This is a genomic window from Streptomyces sp. cg40 (assembly GCF_050320165.1).
Lineage (GTDB): Bacteria > Actinomycetota > Actinomycetes > Streptomycetales > Streptomycetaceae > Streptomyces > Streptomyces hokutonensis.
Genome location: NZ_CP190128.1, coordinates 2,558,758 through 2,577,300, shown reverse-complemented (window position 1 = coordinate 2,577,300; position 18,543 = coordinate 2,558,758). Strand labels below are relative to the sequence as shown.

General features: G+C 70.8%; 15 protein-coding genes and 2 pseudogenes. 10 read left to right on the top strand and 7 right to left on the bottom strand.

The window, feature by feature from the left end:
* Positions 1–26 precede the first annotated feature (26 nt).
* Positions 27–560: pseudogene (locus ACQHII_RS11385) on the top strand (transposase); the annotation flags it as partial.
* A 3-nt stretch (positions 561–563) separates the two neighbouring features.
* On the opposite strand, the gene ACQHII_RS11380 reads toward ACQHII_RS11385, so the two are convergent.
* From ACQHII_RS11380 to ACQHII_RS11370, 3 genes and pseudogenes are all read right to left on the bottom strand, one after another.
* Positions 564–1,058, bottom strand: a complete 495-nt coding sequence (locus ACQHII_RS11380; RefSeq protein ID WP_427919183.1) for a hypothetical protein — start codon at positions 1,056–1,058, stop codon at positions 564–566.
* Between the two features lie 84 nt (positions 1,059–1,142).
* Positions 1,143–1,977 (bottom strand): annotated as a pseudogene (locus tag ACQHII_RS11375) (IS5 family transposase).
* A 32-nt stretch (positions 1,978–2,009) separates the two neighbouring features.
* Complete coding sequence (locus tag ACQHII_RS11370; protein ID WP_427919182.1) at positions 2,010–3,212, bottom strand: M20 metallopeptidase family protein; 1,203 nt, start codon at positions 3,210–3,212, stop codon at positions 2,010–2,012.
* 409 nt (positions 3,213–3,621) lie between these two features.
* On the opposite strand from ACQHII_RS11370, the gene ACQHII_RS11365 reads away from it, so the two are divergent.
* From ACQHII_RS11365 to ACQHII_RS11350, 4 genes are all read left to right on the top strand, one after another.
* The gene (locus tag ACQHII_RS11365; protein WP_427919181.1) at positions 3,622–4,899 is read left to right on the top strand and encodes an AlbA family DNA-binding domain-containing protein; all 1,278 of its coding nucleotides are present in this window, start codon (positions 3,622–3,624) and stop codon (positions 4,897–4,899) included.
* 428 nt (positions 4,900–5,327) lie between these two features.
* A complete protein-coding gene (gene rsgA / locus ACQHII_RS11360) occupies positions 5,328–6,491 on the top strand; it encodes a ribosome small subunit-dependent GTPase A (protein ID WP_427919180.1) in 1,164 nt (387 codons plus the stop codon).
* Between the two features lie 111 nt (positions 6,492–6,602).
* Complete coding sequence (locus ACQHII_RS11355; RefSeq protein ID WP_427925290.1) at positions 6,603–8,102, top strand: DNA-3-methyladenine glycosylase 2 family protein; 1,500 nt, start codon at positions 6,603–6,605, stop codon at positions 8,100–8,102.
* Positions 8,099–8,602: a methylated-DNA--[protein]-cysteine S-methyltransferase gene (locus ACQHII_RS11350; RefSeq protein ID WP_427919179.1), complete on the top strand. Its 504-nt coding sequence runs from the start codon at positions 8,099–8,101 to the stop codon at positions 8,600–8,602. Before ACQHII_RS11355 ends, ACQHII_RS11350 begins: the two co-directional genes overlap by 4 nt.
* Here the strand turns inward: ACQHII_RS11350 and ACQHII_RS11345 are convergent.
* Positions 8,599–8,970: a PPOX class F420-dependent oxidoreductase gene (locus ACQHII_RS11345; RefSeq protein WP_262056420.1), complete on the bottom strand. Its 372-nt coding sequence runs from the start codon at positions 8,968–8,970 to the stop codon at positions 8,599–8,601. The genes ACQHII_RS11350 and ACQHII_RS11345 overlap by 4 nt on opposite strands.
* Positions 8,971–9,142: 172 nt before the next feature.
* On the opposite strand from ACQHII_RS11345, the gene ACQHII_RS11340 reads away from it, so the two are divergent.
* The gene (locus ACQHII_RS11340; RefSeq protein WP_427919178.1) at positions 9,143–10,372 is read left to right on the top strand and encodes an SGNH/GDSL hydrolase family protein; all 1,230 of its coding nucleotides are present in this window, start codon (positions 9,143–9,145) and stop codon (positions 10,370–10,372) included.
* Between the two features lie 19 nt (positions 10,373–10,391).
* Here ACQHII_RS11340 and ACQHII_RS11335 read toward each other — a convergent pair whose 3' ends face one another.
* Positions 10,392–10,874, bottom strand: coding sequence for a DUF456 domain-containing protein (locus ACQHII_RS11335; protein WP_427919177.1), 483 nt, complete (start codon positions 10,872–10,874; stop codon positions 10,392–10,394).
* A gap of 36 nt (positions 10,875–10,910) precedes the next feature.
* Positions 10,911–11,891, bottom strand: a complete 981-nt coding sequence (locus ACQHII_RS11330; protein WP_427919176.1) for a helix-turn-helix transcriptional regulator — start codon at positions 11,889–11,891, stop codon at positions 10,911–10,913.
* Between the two features lie 471 nt (positions 11,892–12,362).
* Between ACQHII_RS11330 and ACQHII_RS11325 the strand changes: the two genes are divergently transcribed.
* Positions 12,363–14,063 carry a protein phosphatase 2C domain-containing protein gene (locus ACQHII_RS11325; RefSeq protein WP_427919175.1) on the top strand — a complete coding sequence of 567 codons (1,701 nt, stop codon included), beginning with the start codon at positions 12,363–12,365 and terminating at the stop codon, positions 14,061–14,063.
* A 73-nt stretch (positions 14,064–14,136) separates the two neighbouring features.
* Positions 14,137–15,879 carry a pyruvate dehydrogenase gene (locus ACQHII_RS11320; RefSeq protein WP_427919174.1) on the top strand — a complete coding sequence of 581 codons (1,743 nt, stop codon included), beginning with the start codon at positions 14,137–14,139 and terminating at the stop codon, positions 15,877–15,879.
* On the opposite strand, the gene ACQHII_RS11315 is transcribed toward ACQHII_RS11320, so the two are convergent.
* The gene (locus tag ACQHII_RS11315) at positions 15,876–17,021 is read right to left on the bottom strand and encodes a helix-turn-helix domain-containing protein (RefSeq protein ID WP_427919173.1); all 1,146 of its coding nucleotides are present in this window, start codon (positions 17,019–17,021) and stop codon (positions 15,876–15,878) included. The two genes, ACQHII_RS11320 and ACQHII_RS11315, sit on opposite strands and share 4 nt — an antisense overlap.
* A 132-nt stretch (positions 17,022–17,153) precedes the next feature.
* Here ACQHII_RS11315 and ACQHII_RS11310 point away from each other — a divergent pair, with 132 nt between their 5' ends.
* Complete coding sequence (locus tag ACQHII_RS11310) at positions 17,154–17,624, top strand: hypothetical protein (protein WP_427919172.1); 471 nt, start codon at positions 17,154–17,156, stop codon at positions 17,622–17,624.
* Positions 17,625–18,088: 464 nt separating this feature from the next.
* Positions 18,089–18,541 carry an ATP-binding protein gene (locus tag ACQHII_RS11305; protein ID WP_427919171.1) on the top strand — a complete coding sequence of 151 codons (453 nt, stop codon included), beginning with the start codon at positions 18,089–18,091 and terminating at the stop codon, positions 18,539–18,541.
* Positions 18,542–18,543: the final 2 nt, after the last annotated feature.

Here is an 18,543-nt window from a genome sequence, read left to right as displayed (position 1 = left end):
CCCGGTCACGGAAATCTTGACTGAGCCAGTCGATGACGCCGCCGCGCGCCAGGACATGGAGTCGCAGGGGCAGCACGCCGGTCATCCGGGTGCGCGGACGGGGATCGGGCCGTGTGTCGATGGCGGGCATGACCTGCTACAGGGCTGGTGAGCGGTCCCGTCTGATCTACGCGATCCGCGAGTACCGGGGCCGCAAGGAGGAGCCGAAGGGCTTCGGCTGGAAGGACTATCGCGATCTGGTCATCCGCGCCCGTACACAGCTCGGCGGACCGATCGTTCTGGTGTGGGACAACCTGCGCATGCACCTGGTCGCGCCGCTGCGGGAGTTCTTCGGGGCGAACGCCGACTGGCTCACCGTGTTCCAGCTACCGACCTACGCACCCGACCTCAACCCGCAGGAGGGCATCTGGTCCCTGGTCAAACGCGACATCGGCAACCTTGCCGCCGCAGACCTCGGCCAGGTCACCCGCGCTGTGAAGCGCAGGCTCAAGATGTTGCAGTACCAACCGGAGGTGATCGACGGCTGCCTGGCGGGCACCGGCCTGACCCTGTGGTCGTGATCGTCAGAAGATGCCGAAGAAGCGATGCCACCAGCTGGGCCGCTGAACGTGCGAGGGCAGTCGGCTCGGCCCGTCGTACTCGCGCTCCAACACTTCCTCGGCGACCACCACGTAGCCGAACTCGACCAACGCGCGATTCACCCTGGCAAGGTCAACACCGTCCAGTGCGCCTTCAGCCTGGGCATCCTCCGTCCCGAAGAAGGCGCCCGGGTTGTCCGCGCAGACCAGAGCCAATGAGCCGAACTTGCTCACACAGACCACGATCCGGGTTCCGCATACGGTCGCGTCCGCAGGCACGACGACACGTCCGTACTCGCTGGAGTCCTGAGTGTCCTGCTCAGCCGTGCACCGAGCTGCGAAGTCACCTTCGAGCCGACTCACCAGACCGCTGAACAGGGCCGCGGTCTCACCACGGTTGTAGTGCTGCGGCCAATCCAGCCACTCCGGATCATCGAGCTCGCGCAGCAACGCCAGCAGATCCGCTCCGCTCTCGGTCATGCAGTCATCTTGACGCGACAGCCTTACACGTAGCGGCTCGGGGTACCGCCACGCTCACCATCCCGCGACATCACCCATTCAAGTTCAATAGCGGACGCTGAGCTTGTCGTATCTCGTGGCGACGGCGCGGTGTGTCTTGAGGCGGTTGATACCGCATTCGACCGCGTGCAGAGCCTTGTAGTCGTCGGCGTCGAACCTGGGTGGCCGGCCGCCGCGCGAACCGCGCTTCTTGCGGTTGCGGGCCTGGTCGGCCTTGTCCGGGATGGTGCAGTGGATGCCACGTCGCCGCAGGTAGGAGCGGTTCTTGCGGGAGGCGTACGCCGTGTTGGCACGGACCCGGTCGGGCCGGGTCCGCGGCCGTCCAGCGCTGAGGCGGGCCACACGGACCTTGTCCAGGACGGGTTCGAACTGCGGGGAGTCGCCTCGCTGTCCGGCGGTGATCACGATGGCCATGGGGCGCTGGCCCTGTTCGACGGCGAGATGGAGCTTGGTGGTCAGGCCGCCGCGCGAGCGCCCGAGGCCGTGGTCGTCCGGCTCGACGGCGATGCCGCCGGGCGGCTCCTTGTGCAGGGCCCCTTTTCCGCGCCCCCGCGGCATGCTGGTGGGCCCGGCACACGGTGGAGTCGACGTTGAGGTCCCAGGTGATGAGCTCGTTGGCGTCGGCCTGGGCCTGCAGCTCGGCGAAGATCCGATGCCAGGTGCCATCCCGCTGCCAGCGGCGGAACAGGTCGTACGACCTGGCCCAGGGGCCGTACCGCTCCGGCACGTCCCGCCACGGGACACCGGTGCGGGTACGGAACCGTATCCCGTCGATCAGCTGCCGACTGGTCCAAATCATCGGACGGCCCGGCTTCTTGCCTCTGGGCAACAGAGGCTCCAGACGGGCCCACTGTGCATCCGTTAGATCTTCACGTGCCACGAAGCAAGATCATCTCACTTCGTGCGACTCCGTCAGGAACGATGCTGGTGAGCAGTGGACCGGATCGCCAATCGATGGGTCAGGAGGCCGGTCATGGCGCGCACGCCGTGGCCGATTGCGCGCTCGTCGGCCGCGAACTCAGGGGAGTGGGGCGCGCCGTTGATGCCCGATTCGGTGTCTGCGACGCCAAGGTAGAGCTGCGTTCCTGGGGCCTCGTTGAGGAACAACGCGAAGTCCTCGCAGTTGTAGGGCCACGATGCCCGGGCCCACAGGACGGACTCCGGCCCGAGCGCAGTGCTCAGGTAGTTGCCGGCCGCCGTGCTGAGCTGCGCCGAGTTCACCAGGGCAGGGAACGGGGCGTCCTGGAACTCGACGTGTCCGCCGGCGGCCGCCGCGACCTGCGCGACCTGTGCACGTACTTCCGGCAGCCGCTCCTGTGGCCAGACGCGCAGGAGAATGCCGGCGACCGACTGCCCGCCAGACCCTGGCTCGGTCCATGTCGCGACGGAAACAGATTCCTGGTTGGACGCGGCCACATCGGGGTCCAAGAGGGCGTTGAAGCCTGCGTGGTACTCGGCGAGATTCTGCGGGAAACCGACCGTGCCGAGCTCCGCGACCTCGGCCGCGACGGCGGCTGCCGCGTCCTCGCCACCCGGAACCACGATCCGGACCTGGTCGAGGCCGGGCAGCCCATAGCCCGGGGACACCGCGATGGTGCCAGTGGGGAACGGGCTGCAATGCAGTGCGTAGAACTCACGCGGCGCGAACTCCTGCACCAATCCCGTGTCCAGCATCGCGCGGGCGCCCTGCAGAGGCTCCTCGGCCGGCTGGAACACGAACACCAGCCGCCCCCGCACCTGATCGGAACTCCGGGCCAGCGTCCTGGCCACGCCGACACCGATCGCGGTGTGCAGGTCGTGCCCGCACAGGTGTGCGACACCAGGCACGCGCGACGCGAAGCCCTCGTCGTGCACCCGGCCCGAGCGCGGGAACGGCAGCACGTTCCTCGTCGCGTCCACGGCATCCATGTCCGCCCGGTACGCCACTGTCGGGCCGTTTGCAGAACCGTCGAGCACGGCGACGACCCCGTGCCCGCCCACGCCGGTCGTCACCTCCAGCCCCGCCGCACGCAATTGCTCCGCGACCAGCCCGGCCGTCTCCCGCTCCTCGCCCGCAAGTTCGGGCCGGCGATGGATCTCCCGGCGGAGCTCGATCAGTTCCTCGGCCAAGGTCATGAACACAAGATCGCGAAGCTGAGCGTCGACGCGCAACCGAATTGTTGGAGCGCCGTCGCGGGGGACACCACCGTCCGCCGAAGCCGGGCGGGGGCTCGTCGGCCGTTTATGACGTCGCTCACGGAGCCGGTAACGACAGGCCGTTCCGTGCACGGCACATTCGATATACACCCTAGTGGTGTGGACTCTTCGGGCATGGCGGCACGCTCATTTCACGACTCTTCCGTACCTGAGGGAAACGCCGTGTCCGAAGTCGGTGCTCCCGACCTCAGCCACCAGTTGCTTCGACGTAGGGATCTTCGTCGTGTAACCAGCAGCCACGATGCTGCAGGTCGAACGTGGGCGGAGCGCGGGGCAGGGCCCTATCAAACGGAGTGCGTCCTGGCTGCGGGACAGGTCATGCTGAGCTATGCCCAACCTCGCTCACCCCCTCTTCAGCGCACCCGCAGATGCGGTCGACACCGGCATGGTCCGCCACTTCCTGAGCCTGGAGTTGGAGGAGAATTTCACTGTCGAGTACAAGCGCAACATCGCCGCCGCCGACGACACCGTCGGGGCGATGGCCAACACCTATGGTGGTGTGGTCCTTATCGGCGTCGACGCACGTCCCAAGGACATCAACCTGCCCGGGGGCTTGGTAGGAGTCACGGCGGCTGACAAGGACCGACTGGTCAGCAAGATGGCCAACACCTTCGATCCGCCTGGCTGGACGCCCGAGGTTATCCCCGTCATGGTCGACGGAAAACTGCTCCTCGTCGTCCGCATCGACCCGGATACCGTCCCGCAGCCGTTGCTCCACCAGGGCGTGGTGAGGATCCGCCTGGACGGTCGCAACCAGACAGCAGACCGTCGGCTTGTCCAGATGATGTTCCAGCGGGCCGACCCCGCACCGGCGACCGCCTACCCCTCTGATCCCCGCCTTTCTCCTGACCAGTACACGTCACCACAGAACCGGGATGCTTACCGGAAGACGCCCCCGGACTTGATCGTCCGCGCCGCGGCGTCGCGGTCACTTCGACGGAATAGCACTCGCCTACGACTGCACGGCACCACGGTTGACGCTCTCCTGGGTGCTTTGGGCAACCCGGTTACGCGTCAACTGCCGAAGAGACTGGAAGGGCTCACTCGGCGCGTGAACTCCCAGCTCTTCCAAGAGCCTTGGAAGATCGACCCTGAGCACGGAACCGCTTGGTTCGTCCGCCTCGCGGCCGGACACGACGGCCCAGGCGAGCCCGTGCATCCCCGCGTTCGCGCGGAATGCACGGTCGCGCTGGCCCAGGGAGGCAGCAGCCTTGAAGTGCTCTTCGACCTGCTGTTCTGGACCGGCGGCCAGAAAATCGCCAACGACCTGTGGATTCAAGCCTGCTACGAGGCGGTGCACGCGTTGGCCCACAATGCTCTGCCGACCCTCACCGAGGAGTTGCTGGGCACGGCCTCCGTCCCCGTACCGCCCATCGAACTGCACATCGCCGCGGGAGCGCCGAACAACCCCTCGCTCGAAACACTGCTCAACACGGACCTCCTCGGGACGCGCATCGGCACCGGGGACCTCAGGCGGGGCAGCGACTACCTGCCCGAGGAACTCGTGGCGGTGGGCGATCTCCCGGGAGCGGTCACCCAGACCCTGCGCAACATCGCTCTGGACTGGCGCTACCTCCATCCCGGCCTTCCGACCCTGCACGAATGAACACGCCGTGCTCGCTGCAGGTGAGCAGAGCCCCGCAGGCGGCCTGATCACTAGGCGGAGAGCCCTCCGGAGACGGTCGCGTAGCACCGGTCCTTCCGCGGGCTCGGACGCCGGGTTGTCTGGCCGCTTCAGCCGGCACGTTCGAACTCAAAGGGGGTGCTCGTCTGTGCTTGCTGTGGGTGCCTCGTAATTCAGTGGCGTCGTGCCCCGCGTCCCTTCTAGGATCGGTGCTGTTCGAGCGGTAACCACACGTTGCCGTGGGGGCCTTGAGCATGTCTGGGAGGTGTGACCGATGGCTGTCTCTGTGATGGGCGCTGCCCGCATCCGGAAGTTCATCAAGTCCACTCCCGTGGTCTCCGGCTGACCTCTCTCCATTTTCCCGCGTCTGTGTGCGCGGTGCCGGGGCCACCCTTGTGAAGGGTCACCCCTTGTCTTTCTCTTCTCTCCCGGGTTTGCTCTCGTCTCCTTCGCACCCGCTCCAGCCGTACGGCTGGGACGCGGACTGGGAAGCCGAGTTCGCCCCCTTCGCCGAGCAGGGTCTCCTGCCCGGCCGTGTCGCACGCGTCGACCGTGGCCTGTGCGATGTCGTCACCCCGTTCGGCACCGTCCGTGCCGACACCGAGTTCGTCGTCCCCCGCGATCCGATGAAAGTCGTGTGCACAGGGGACTGGGTCGCCGTCGACCCCGAAGGCAGCAACCCGCGCTACGTGCGGTCACTCCTGCCCCGCCGTACCGCCTTCGTCCGCTCCACCTCGTCGAAGCGTTCCGAAGGCCAAGTCCTGGCCACTAACATCGATCACGTCGTCATCTGTGTGTCGCTCGCGGCCGAACTGGACCTCGGGCGGATCGAGCGGTTCCTGGCCTTGGCCATGTCCTGCTCCACTGGCGAGGCACTGCTGCATAACGCGGCGGACTCCTGGGAGTCCGGTGCCCAGCCCCTCGTCGTGCTGACCAAGGCCGACCTCGTGCCGGACGCGGTGACGTTGTCGTATCTCGTCCAGGACGTGGAGACCACGGCGCCGGGTGTGCCGGTGCTGGCGGCCAGTGCCACGACCGGGGAGGGGATCGACGTGCTCGCCGCGGTCGCCGCCGGCGGTACGTCCGTGCTGCTCGGGCAGTCCGGTGCGGGCAAGTCGACGCTCGCGAACGCGCTGCTCGGCGAGGACGTGATGGACGTCCGGGCGACGCGTGACGTGGACGGCAAGGGCCGTCATACGACCACCACGCGCAACCTGCTCGTACTGCCCGGCGGCGGTGTCCTGATCGACACGCCGGGGCTGCGCGGTGTCGGGCTGTGGGACGCGGGGACCGGCGTCGGGCAGGTGTTCGCCGAGATCGAGGAACTGTCGGCACAGTGCCGTTTCCAGGACTGCGCCCACATCGCCGAACCGGGGTGCGCGGTGCTCGCCGCCGTCGAGTCGGGCGAGCTGCCCGTGCGCCGGCTCGACAGTTACCGCAAGCTCATGCGCGAGAACCAGTGGATCATCGCCAAGACCGACGCCCGGCTCAGGACCGAGCTGCGCCGCGACTGGAAGCGGAAGGGGGCGGAGGGGAAGGCGGCCATGGAGGCGAAGCGCGGGCGCTGGGGGTAGTGGCCCAGCCGGCTCCGGCTCCGGCTCCGATTCCGACTCCGGCGCCACGTCAACGCCGCGTCCGATTTCCGCCAGCCCCACCCCCGGGGATGGCGGAGACTGGACGGCGTGATGGACGAAGACAGCAGGTACGAGGCCGTACGGAGCCGGGACGCCCGGTTCGACGGTGAGTTCTTCTTCGGCGTCGCGACCACCGGGATCTACTGCCGGCCCAGCTGTCCGGCCGTGACCCCGAAGCGACGCAACGTGCGGTTCTTCATGACGGCCGCCGCCGCGCAGGGCTCGGGGTTCCGGGCCTGCCGGCGGTGCCGTCCGGACGCCGTGCCGGGGTCGGCCGAGTGGAACGTGCGCGCCGATGTCGTGGGCCGCGCCATGCGGCTGATCGGCGACGGAGTCGTGGACCGCGAGGGCGTCGCCGGGCTCGCCGTACGGCTCGGATACAGCGCCCGGCAGGTCCAGCGCCAGCTGACCGCCGAACTCGGCGCCGGTCCCGTCGCCCTCGCCCGGGCCCAACGGGCGCACACCGCACGCGTCCTCGTTCAGACCACCGACCTGCCGATCACGGAGATCGCGTTCGCGTCCGGCTTCGCCAGCGTGCGCCAGTTCAACGACACGATCCGCGCCGTGTACGCCTCGACCCCCAGCGAACTCCGCACCAACGCGCCCCAGCCACCGGCCAAGTCATCGGCCAAGTCATCGGTCAAGTCACCGGCAGGAGAGCCGGGCGGCGTCGCGCCCGGCGACGGGACCGGTCCAACGGCCGAACCGTCCGCCGGAATCCCGCTGCGGCTCGCGCACCGCGGCCCGTACCAGTCCGCCGCCGTCTTCGACCTGCTGCAACGCGAGGCCGTCCCCGGCATCGAGGAAGTCACCGGCATCCCCGGTCGCCGTACCTACCGCCGTACCCTCCGCCTTCCCTGCGGCACCGGGATCGTCGCCGTCGACGAACGCCCCGGCTCTCTCAAAGGCCGTCCCCACGCCGGCGGTTGGCTCGACGCCCGCCTCCACCTCACCGACCACCGCGACCTGACCACCGCCGTACAGCGGCTACGGCGCCTCTTCGACCTCGACGCCGACCCGTACGCCGTCGACGAGCGGCTCGGCGCAGACCCCCGGCTGGCCCCGCTCGTCGCCGCCCGGCCGGGCCTCCGCGCACCGGGCGCCGCCGATCCGGAGGAACTGGCCGTACGGGCGCTGGTCGGACCGGCGGAGGCCGAGCGGCTGGTGCGGCGCCACGGCAGGACGCTGGACGCCCCGTCCGGCAGCCTCACCCACCTCTTCCCCGAACCGTCGGTACTGGCCGAGGCCGTGCTCGGCGATACCCCGGTCGCCCCCGACGAGCCCGACCCCGACAGTGCCTTGGCCGGCCTCGTCGCCGCCCTCGCCGACGGCACCGTACGACTCGACGTCGGCGCCGACCGGGACGACGCCCAAGCCGCGCTGCTCGCGCTGCCCGGCCTGGACGCCGCCACGGTCGCCGTCATCCGCGCCCGCGCCCTCGGCGACCCCGACGTGGCACTGCCCGGTGCCGACATCCCGGACGCCTGGCGCCCCTGGCGTTCCTACGCCGTACAACACCTGCTCGCAGCAGGGGAGTTGGAGTTTCCATGACCATCCGCTGGACGAACTTCGAGAGCCCCTTGGGGCAGTTGCTCCTCACCGCCGACGACAGTGGCGCCCTCACCTCCCTCTCCGTCCCCGGTCAGAAGGGCGGCCGTACCGTCCAGCCGGAGTGGCGGCAGGACCCGGGCCCCTTCCGCGCGGCCCGCGAACAGCTCGCCGCCTACTTCGCCGGTGAACTCAAGGAATTCCAGCTGGAGTTCCACACCTCCGGCACGGAGTTCCGGGAGCGGGTGTGGAGCGCGCTCGACTCCGTTCCGTACGGTGCGACGACGACGTACGGCGAGATCGCCGCCCGGATCGGCGCGTCCCGGGCCGCCGTACGGGCCGTGGGCGGGGCGATCGGCGCCAACCCGCTGCTGGTCGTCCGCCCATGCCACCGGGTGATCGGCGCGGACGGTTCACTGACGGGTTACGCGGGCGGCCTCGACCGCAAGGTCCAACTCCTCACCCTGGAGGACGCGTTGGACCCGTCGGTCCCGCTGGACTAGTCGGTCTCCAGGCCCCAGCTGTGGATCCGCCGAGGATGGATGCGGATCACCTCCTCGCTCATGTGCGGCCCCAACTCGTGCGGGCCCACGAGGAGTTCGGCCTCGCCGCGGATGTCGATGCCGCGTACCCGCCACGGGCTGACGCTGACGATGTCGTCCACGACCAGCGCGACCTTCGGGTTGGCCCGCAGATTGCGCCACTTCTTCGTCGTGCCCATCGCATAACCGCCGACCAGGATCGTCCCGTCGTCCTGCGGGAAGAAGCCGACGGGGTTCGCCTGCGGCTGGCCCTGCGGGTCGACGGTGGCCAGTCGGCCCAGCCGCTGCGACTTGAGATACGCGCGCTCGGCCTCGGTGAATTCGGTCATGCCCGCAGCCAAACACGCCTGCCCGCCCGGCGCATCGGCTTCAGGGACCAGGACTTCCGTCCTACTCCGGACAGGCGGATACGGCCGCGGCCACCGGTGATGCTCCGCCGTCCGCCCCGCTCCGCGTGCCACGGTCGCCTCCTCGTGATCGGCGGGGAGAGGCGGAGCGCTCATGGTCGGGGCCGGACGGATCGGTGTGGCACTGCTGGTCGTGGTGCTGGGGGCGGGAGCCGGGCAGGGTACGGCGGCGGCCGGGGCCCCGGCGCGCGAACCCCTCGACACCTGGACCGGCAGCTGGGAGGCCGCCCCCTCCGGGACCGCCGCGGCCCGTCCCGGCGCCTCCTTCCGCAACGTCGTGCATCTCAGCGTCGGCGGCGACGCCGTCCGCGTCCGGCTCACCAACCGGCTCGGCACCGCCCCCCTCCGCCTCGACACGGTCACCGTCGCCCTGCGCGGGACCGGTCCAAACGCCGTGCCCGGCTCGATGCGCACCGCCACCGTCAACGGCGCCGGCGCGGTCACGATCCCGGCCGGCGAGGACCTGGTCACCGACGCCGTCCCGCTCGCCGTACCCGACGCGGCGGACCTGCTTGTCACGGTCCACACCCCCGACGACTCCGGCCCGGCGACCTACCACCGTGCCGCCGGGCAGACCAACTACCGCACCTCGAGCGGCAATTGGGCCGCCGACAGCGACGGCACCGCGTACACGACGACCACCACCTCCTGGTACTACGTCACCGGCGTCGACGTCCTCGACGCCCCGGTGGCCGGCAGCGTCGTGGCGTTCGGCGACTCCCTCACCGACGGCAACGGCTCCACCCGCGATGCCAACCACCGCTGGCCCGACCGGCTCGCCGAGCGCCTGAAAGACCTTCCCTCCTACCGCCGCCTCGGCGTCCTCAACGCCGGGATCTCCGGCAACCGCCTGCTGCGCGACGACACCGGACCGAGCGCCCTGGCCCGGCTCGACGCGGACGCCCTGTCACGGTCGGGAGTGCGGGTGCTGATCGTCATGGAGGGCATCAACGACATCAAGGGCACCCCGAACGCCACCGACCCCGCCGCCTTCGAGACCGCCTACCGCACCCTCGTGACCCGCGCTCACGCCCACGGCATCCGCGTCATCGGCGGAACGCTCACGCCGTACGGCGGCAATGGCGCGTACACGGCGGCGCGGGAAACCGTACGGCAGAAGGTCAACGTCTTCATCAGAGGCGGCGGGCTCTTCGACGCGGTCGTCGACTTCGACGCGGCCGTCCGCGACCCGGAGCAGCCGCAGCGGATCCGGCCCGCCTACGACTCCGGCGACCACCTCCACTTCAACGACGCGGGCATGCGCGCACTCGCCGACACGGTCGACCTCACCACGCTGGCGCCACTGACCCCCTGGACCCCGTAGACCCCGTAGACCTGAGGGGTCAGCCCCAGATCGTGGCGCCCAGCCACGCCCCCGCGATCAGCAGGCACGTGAAGAGCTCCGTCAGCACGCTGGAGCCGCCCGAGCGCATCGCCGTACGCAGGGAGGCCATGGCCTCGGCGTGCCGGCCCAGCCGCAGGCGTTCGTGGACGTAGACGCCCGCCATGAAGCCGGGGATCGCGCCGAGCACGGGCAGCAGCAGGAAGCCCAGCAATGCGCCGGTCCCGGCGTACACGGCCGTCCGGGGGGTCGCGCCGCTGGCCCGGAGCCGGCGGGGCGGCAGCCACCAGCGCACCACCTGGGAGAGGAGGAGGACGGCCGTGGCGCCGACCAGGACGCCCCAGGAGACCGGCTGCGGATCCTTCAGCGCCCACCACAGGACCGCGGCCCACACCAGCCACGACCCCGGAACTCCGGGCACCAGGACTCCGCACAGGCCGAGCAGGATGACGACGCCGACCAGCAGGAGTTCAGCCACTCCCATCTGTCCAGCCTGCGGGATCCCGGGGGAAAGCGCAGGTCAGTAACGGGTCACCCAGCCCCGTTCGTAGGCGTGCCAGCCCAGTTGCAGCCGGGTCGTCACCCCGGTCAGCTCCATCAGCCGCTTCACCCGGCGCTGGACCGTCCTGAGGCCCAGGTCCAGCTGCTTCGCCACGCTCGCGTCGGTCAGCCCGGCCAGCAGCAGGGACAGCACCTCCAGGTCGGTGCCGTCGGGGCCGTCCGGCTCCTGCTCGGCGGCGCCGGACGCGCTCAGGTGCAGCGGGTGCGCGTCCCGCCAGACCGACTCGAAGAGCCCGCAGAGCAGTTCCAGCAGGCCACTCGCGTGCACGACGAGCGCGGCGGGTTCGGAGCCGTGCGAGGTGAGCGGTACGAGGGCGAGGGCGCGGTCGGCGACCACCAGCTTGGTCGGCACCCTGTCCACCACCCGCACCTGCTCGCCGCGGCCGAGCGCGGCGGCCAGTTCGGTGCGGCCGTCCGGCAGGTCCAGCACCGCGCGTTCGATGACGACCCGGTAGCGGACCCCGCGCCCGGCGGCCTGCTCCTCCGCGTCGTTCTCCATCCCGGTGACGGCGACCGGCTTCCCGGTGACCAGCGCGCACACCTCGTCGCTCGCGCCGAGCTGGAGCTGGAGGAAGCGCCGGGTGACGGCCGCGGCCCCGGTCACCACCTCCACCAGATCGTGTACGGCGGTCTCGGCGGCGGTCGCCCGGTACTCCTCGGCGAGCAGCGCGGCGGTCAGTTCGGCCTTCTCCAGCTCGTGGCGCTGCTGGGTGAGCAGGGCGCCGAGGGCCACCCCGGGCGGGGCGGCGACCCAGCGGCCGGGGCGGGCCGTGGACTGGGCGGCGAGTCCGTGCAGTTCCAGGCGGCGCAGGGCGCGCTCGGTGTCGTACTCCCCGATGGTCAGCCGGCGGGCGAGATCGGGCACGTCCGCGGCGCCGACGGACACCAGCGCCCGGTACGCCGACTCGTGCGCCTCGTCCAGGCCTATCGCTCCCAGCATCAGGTTCCGCCCCTCCCCGAAGACCCGACCGCGCGGGCCGTGGCGGAAACCGGCCACGGCGCGAACCCGCCTCCGCACATCATCGCCGCATCACCGGCCACTCTGGCAAGGTTGCGCCACCGAGGCACCAACAGCCGTCCGCAATGCCTGGATTGGGCTTGTTCGGCCTGCGGATTCGCGCCCGCCGTAAGTCATAGGGGAGTCGGGCGCGCATCACAGCGGGCCTTCAGGAAGGCAAGTCACACTCGGGCCCGGACGGACCGGATCCGCGACGGGATCCGGTCACTCGGTGGTCGCCGGGCGGTTCTCCCGTGGGGGGTGGAGCCGTCCGGCGGCTCTGTTTCGTGCCGTATCGCCTTGTGGCGCACGGGTGTTCGGTACGTCAGCCGACACGCCGTTCGAGAAGGGGCGCGCACCGGATTTTCCTGACGCCCCGTTTTCATCCGGCCCGCGCGGTGGACAATTAGGGGCATGAGCCAGCAGGGGGGAAAGCCGCCCGGTCACGAGGACGACTGGTGGGGCCAGCTGTACGACGACTCCACCGACGACACGGGGCCCACGGCCGCGGCCGACTCCCTGGAGGACCGGTTCGCCTCGGCGGCCGGGACTGTGGACGAGGGTGCGCGTGCGGTGCCGGGGACTCCCGATGAGGGCGTGCGTCCAGTCCCAGGGGCCGTGGACGATGGTCCGCGGTCGGTGCCCGGGGCCGTGGATGAGGGCGCGAGCCCGGTGTCGCGGACCGTGGGCGAGGGTGTGCGTCCAGCGCCTGGGCCGGTGGTCGACGGGGCACGTCCGGTGCCGGGGACCATGAGCGAGGGTCCGCGTCCGGTGGCGGGCTCGGGGGTTCCGGCACCACGTGCCGGTGCTGCCGGTGCCACTGGCTCCTTCCGGGGCGGCACGGCGGACCCCGAGGCGCTGGGGCACCGTCCGGCGGCCCCGGCCCCGGCCCCGGCCACGCGCGACGACAGCTCGCCGTCCCCAGCCGGGCGCGGTGTCGGCACGGCCCCGTCCTTCGGCGCAGCGACGTTCCCGCCACCGCCGCCTGCCAGCCCTGTACCGCCCACCCCGCAGTCCCTCCGCGGGGAGGCACCTCCCACCGCGCCCGCCTACCCGCCGCCCCCGGCCGCCCTCACCGGCCCGCCCCCCAACCTCCCCGTCCTCGCACCACCGCCCCCTCCGCCGCCCGCCACGCCCCCGCCCGCATCCCTCACCCTCGACTACGTCGGCTCCGGCCCGCCCACCTACGACGCCGAGCCCACCGCCCTCCCGCCCGCCGACCCGGACGAGCTGGACGACCTGGTCGCGGACACCGTGCTGGACGGGGCGAGGTACGGCAGCAGCACCCTGCGGGCCGCTTCGGTGCGCGGAGACTCCGCGCGGTTCCGGGGTGAGCCGCGCCGGGACTCGTTGCTGACCGCGCGGTTCGGGGTCGGGGAGCAGGCCCTGGTGCTGGTCGCGATGGCGACCGGGGCGCGGGCCACACCGGGGGCGCACCGGGCCGCCGCCGAGGCCTGCCACTGGATCGGGCGGGCCGTCGGACGCAGTCACGCGCGGCTCGCCGAGGACATCCGGGCCGCCCGGCGCGGTGACCTCAAGTCCGGTCTGCACCGGCTCACCGACCGCAGTCTCGGCAAACTCCGCGCCAGCGCCGCCGAGCAGGGCATCGACCCGGACGAGTACGCGGCCACCCTGCGCTGTCTCCTCCTCCCCGCCCACCCGGAGTGCCGTACCCGGGTCTTCTTCGGCGTCGGCCCCGGCGGTCTGTTCCGGCTGCGCGACGGGGAGTGGCAGGACATCGAGCCCAGCGCCGGTGAGGCGGCGGGCGAGGCCGTCGTCGGCTTCGGCTCGCAGCCCGCCGAGACCCCCGAGGGCGACCGGCTCACCATGGACCTCGGCATCCCGACCCCGCCGAGCCCGTACGAGCCCGCCCCCGAACCGCCCCGCGAACCCTTCCGCTTCCGTGCGTCGGTCGCCCGCCCCGGCGACACGCTGCTGATGTGCACGGGCGGCCTCGCCGAACCGCTGCGCGGCGAGCCCGAGCTGTCCGCGCATCTGGCGGGCCGGTGGTCGGCCGCCGCTCCGCCCGGTCTGGCCGCGTTCCTCGCCGACACCCAAGTGCGGGTCAAGGGTTATGCCGACGACCGCACGGCGGCCGCCGTTTGGGAGGCGTGAGGCCCCGGGCTGTGAATTCATGGAACCCAGAGGGATCCGCCGCACACCGGAAACCGAAGGGCACGCGAGAACCATGGCCAAGCAGAACGTTGCCGAACAGTTCGTCGACATCCTCGTCCGCGCCGGGGTCAAGCGCCTCTACGGCGTCGTCGGCGACAGCCTCAACCCGGTCGTCGACGCGATCCGCCGCAACTCCGCCATCGACTGGATCCACGTACGGCACGAGGAGACCGCCGCCTTCGCCGCGGGCGCGGAAGCCCAGATAACCGGGAGGCTCGCGGCCTGCGCCGGCTCCTGCGGCCCCGGCAACCTGCACCTCATCAACGGCCTCTACGACGCCCACCGCTCCATGGCCCCGGTCCTCGCCCTCGCCTCGCAGATCCCGTCCAGCGAGATCGGCCTCGGCTACTTCCAGGAGACCCACCCCGAGCGGCTCTTCCAGGAGTGCAGTCACTACAGCGAACTGATCTCCAGCCCCAAGCAGATGCCCCGGCTCCTCCAGACCGCCATCCAGCACGCGGTCGGTCAGTCCGGCGTCAGCGTCGTCTCCCTCCCGGGCGACATCGCCGCCGAGCCCGCCCCGGAGCGGGCCGCCGAGACCGCCCTCGTCACCTCCCGCCCCGCTGTCCGCCCGGGCGACGCCGAGATCGAGAAGCTCGTCGAGATGATCGACGAGGCGGACAAGGTCACCCTCTTCTGCGGCAGCGGCACGGCGGGCGCGCACGCCGAGGTGATGGAGTTCGCCGGGAAGATCAAGTCCCCGATCGGACACGCCCTGCGGGGCAAGGAATGGATCCAGTACGACAACCCGTACGACGTCGGCATGAGCGGACTGCTCGGCTACGGCGCCGCCTACGAGGCCACCCACGAGTGCGACCTGCTGATCCTCATCGGCACCGACTTCCCGTACAACGCGTTCCTGCCCGACGACGTGAAGATCGCCCAGATCGACGTACGGCCCGAACACCTGGGCCGGCGCTCGAAGTTGGACCTCGCGGTGTGGGGCGACGCGAAGGAGACGCTGCGCTGTCTGATTCCCAGGGTGAAGCCGAAGGGCGACCGGAAGTTCCTCGACCGGATGCTCAAGAAGCACGCCGACGCGCTGGAGGGGGTCGTCAAGGCGTACACGCGGAAGGTCGAGAAGCAGGTCCCGATCCACCCCGAGTACGTGGCCTCCGTACTCGACGAACTGGCCGACGAGGACGCCGTGTTCACGGTTGACACTGGGATGTGCAACGTCTGGGCCGCCCGCTACATCACGCCCAACGGCCGCCGCCGCGTGATCGGTTCGTTCTCGCACGGGTCCATGGCCAACGCGCTGCCCATGGCGATCGGCGCTCAGTTCACCGACACCGAGCGGCAGGTCATCTCGATGTCCGGGGACGGCGGATTCTCCATGCTGATGGGCGACTTCCTCACCCTCGTCCAGTACGACCTGCCGGTGAAGGTCGTCCTGTTCAACAACTCCTCTCTGGGAATGGTCGAGTTGGAGATGCTGGTCGCCGGTCTTCCCTCCTACGGCACCACCAACAAGAACCCCGACTTCGCCGCCGTGGCGCGCGCCTGTGGTGCCTACGGTGTGCGGGTCGAGAAGCCCAAGGACCTGGAGGGCGCGCTGAAGGCGGCCCTCAAGCACAAGGGCCCGGCCCTCGTCGACGTCGTCACCGACCCCAACGCGCTGTCCATCCCGCCGAAGATCAGCGCCGAGATGGTGACGGGCTTCGCGCTCTCGGCGTCGAAGATCGTGCTGGACGGGGGAGTCGGCCGCATGCTTCAGATGGCCCGCTCCAACATCCGTAACGTGCGCGGACTCTAACCGTCGTACGGCGCCCAGCCCTTGGCCGAGTACCAGTAGTGCGGCAGGCCCTTGATGCTCGTCGTGCGGAACGGCCTGCCGTGGTCGTCGACGCGGAGGGTGCCGCTGCGGTCCTGGGAGGACCAGCCGAGTTCGAGGTACCAGCGGCAGTCGCAGGTCTGGGTCCGGGCCTTGACGAGCAGCACCTCCGGGTCCTGGGCGGAGACCCGGTACGGCAGGTGCACCGCAGGGACCGGTGTGCCCAGGTCGCTCCCGGCGACCGGGCGGGCCAGGGGGTGGCCGGCGTCCAGGTCCACTCCGAAGTAGCGGGGGCTGACCTCGCCGCCGCAGCCCTGGTCCATGGCGTAGGCGGTGCCGTGGACGGGGGCGGCCCGGCCCACGACCCGTACGCGCAGCGACTCCAGGACGACCGCCGTGCTCGTCCGCCCCTGGACCGCGATCTCGACGTCGGTCTCCCGCCCGTGCACCGCGCGCTGTTTCGCCGCCCAGGTCCCGGCGTCCTCCGGGGCCGGGGGCGGCGGAACCCGCGCGGGTGACTTCTCGACGACGTAGTCGTGGCTGCAATGGATGGCCCACGCCTGGGAGTCGGCGGTCCAGGTGAGCGGCGCGGGGGGTGCGGACGGGGCTGCCTCGGGCTTGGCGGTGTGGTGGGTGGTGATCGCGGACAGGGTGCCCCACACCGCGAGTACCGCGCACACCGCGGCGGCGGTGAGCGCGAGTCGGCGTCGGTACCAGGGGCTGCGGCCGGGCGCCGGCGCGGGGACTTCCTCCGGCACCGGTTCGGGGGTGGGGTCGGGGTCGGGGACCGGATTCCCGGCGGGCCTGGGCCGCTGCCGGGCCGCCACCGCCAGGATCCAGTAGCGGTGCAGCCGCAGCCGTTCCTCCGGTGTCGCCCCGCACAGGGCCGCGAACCGCTCCACGGGGGCGAAGCCGAGCGGGACAGCCTCGCCGACGCAGTAGCGGTGCAGCGTCGAGGCGTTCATGTTCAGGCGGCGGGCCAACTGGCCGTAGCTGCGGTCCGTGCGGTCCTTCAGCCGTCGCAGCAGCGCCGCGAACTCCTCGACATCCTTGTCGTCGCCCTCGCCCGACACCGTTCCCCCGTGCGCGTCGCGTCCCGGGACGGCATCCCAGGTACTCCACATATGACGAGGTCAGCGGGGGTGGGACGGTTCCACCGTCGCGGGTTCGGTGTCGGTCGTTGCGGTCGCCCCGGCCGGGCGCCGAAGCTCTGAGCGACCACACAGCACGGCACCGAACCGAAACGGGGAACCCACGTGAACAGCAAGAAGGCCACGCGCCGCACCGCCCTCGCCGCCGGCCTCGCCCTCGCCCTCGGGCTGGGCGTGGCGGCCCAGGCCTCCGCCGGCGGCCCGCGCACCGTCAGCGGCTCACCGTCCGACAACATCACCCGCATCGCCGACTTCTACGGCGCCTACATCGACGCCGAGAGCGACCTCGACGGCGGTGGCGGCAAGCTCGCCCAGCAGCTGCGCTCGTACTACCTCACACCCGCCTACCAGAAGAAGCTGAAGGCCTGGGAGGACAGGAACCACGCCGACGGCGTCCTCCAGGCGCAGAACACGCCCATGAGCTGGAAGGTCACCGACCGCGGCACCGCCGACTACACCGAGGCCGCCATCACCCTGACCTGGGGCGGCGGCGACACCACCAAACTGGTCGTCGACATGACCCGTACGACCCACAGGATCTTCCACATCGGCACGAAGGGCATCGGCGGCAAGTAGGCCTCGCCGAGGGGTCGTTGACGGTTCCTGAGCGGCTGATTCCGGCCAGATTGGTGAAGCGTGGGCCGTCGGGGGCCCAACCGCCCCACGCCTTCGCGGACTACGGCCGGATCGGCAGCCGGACATCGGCAGTCGGAGCGATCGACGGTGGTCAGGACGGCACGAGGTGTCTGGTCCCGGCGTCGGAGGCCAGGACTTCGCGGAGGGGAACGTCCCGACCGGCCCGACCGGGGCGCATGCTCCGTACGGTGGCCGTTCGACCGTACGGACGTCAACGCCCCTGATTCCTCCGCACCGCCGGATCCGGCCCAACCATGGCCGAACACCTGGTCGTTGACGACTCGACATGACTGGCCCGTTCCGCACGAGGGCATGGATCCCCGTGAACATGTTCGAGCAGGAGGGGAACCGGCAAACCGGCGCAGGCGGGGGTCATGAAGAGGCAAGCACGAGGGGGCGGTCCCATGACGGTCGGGGCCTCCTCGGCGAAAACGGTGGAGGAAACGGCAGACAGCGCCATGGAACCGGCGCAGTCGCCTCAGCTGAGGCGCAGACTCGGACGCGCGGACCTGCGGGCGGTGCCCGAAGCACGCAGGGCGTTGCGTGAACTGCTACGGCACTGGGGGAGGCCGGGACGATCGGAGATAGCGGAGCTGCTCACGAGTGAACTCGTCACCAACGCGCTGATCCACACCGACCACGACGCCGTGCTGACGGCGACGGTCGGACCGCGTGGACTGCGTGTGGAGGTACGGGACTTCGTGGCCCGAAGGCCCAGACTGCGCGCACCGATCGCCGACGACGGTACGCACGGACGGGGCCTGGTCCTGGTGCAGTCCCTCGCGGACGCCTGGGGGGTTTCGCCCCACGGGGTGGGCAAGTCCGTCTGGTTCGAACTCGATTCGGACGCGGCATGAGC

Coding starts and splice junctions, on each gene's coding strand:
- ACQHII_RS11380 (WP_427919183.1), bottom strand. CDS start 1,058: ATGACCGAGAGCGGAGCGGATCTGCTGGCGTTGCTGCGCGAGCTCGAT.
- ACQHII_RS11370 (WP_427919182.1), bottom strand. CDS start 3,212: ATGACCTTGGCCGAGGAACTGATCGAGCTCCGCCGGGAGATCCATCGC.
- ACQHII_RS11365 (WP_427919181.1), top strand. CDS start 3,622: ATGCCCAACCTCGCTCACCCCCTCTTCAGCGCACCCGCAGATGCGGTC.
- ACQHII_RS11355 (WP_427925290.1), top strand. CDS start 6,603: ATGGACGAAGACAGCAGGTACGAGGCCGTACGGAGCCGGGACGCCCGG.
- ACQHII_RS11350 (WP_427919179.1), top strand. CDS start 8,099: ATGACCATCCGCTGGACGAACTTCGAGAGCCCCTTGGGGCAGTTGCTC.
- ACQHII_RS11345 (WP_262056420.1), bottom strand. CDS start 8,970: ATGACCGAATTCACCGAGGCCGAGCGCGCGTATCTCAAGTCGCAGCGG.
- ACQHII_RS11340 (WP_427919178.1), top strand. CDS start 9,143: ATGGTCGGGGCCGGACGGATCGGTGTGGCACTGCTGGTCGTGGTGCTG.
- ACQHII_RS11335 (WP_427919177.1), bottom strand. CDS start 10,874: ATGGGAGTGGCTGAACTCCTGCTGGTCGGCGTCGTCATCCTGCTCGGC.
- ACQHII_RS11330 (WP_427919176.1), bottom strand. CDS start 11,891: ATGCTGGGAGCGATAGGCCTGGACGAGGCGCACGAGTCGGCGTACCGG.
- ACQHII_RS11325 (WP_427919175.1), top strand. CDS start 12,363: ATGAGCCAGCAGGGGGGAAAGCCGCCCGGTCACGAGGACGACTGGTGG.
- ACQHII_RS11320 (WP_427919174.1), top strand. CDS start 14,137: ATGGCCAAGCAGAACGTTGCCGAACAGTTCGTCGACATCCTCGTCCGC.
- ACQHII_RS11315 (WP_427919173.1), bottom strand. CDS start 17,021: ATGTGGAGTACCTGGGATGCCGTCCCGGGACGCGACGCGCACGGGGGA.
- ACQHII_RS11305 (WP_427919171.1), top strand. CDS start 18,089: ATGACGGTCGGGGCCTCCTCGGCGAAAACGGTGGAGGAAACGGCAGAC.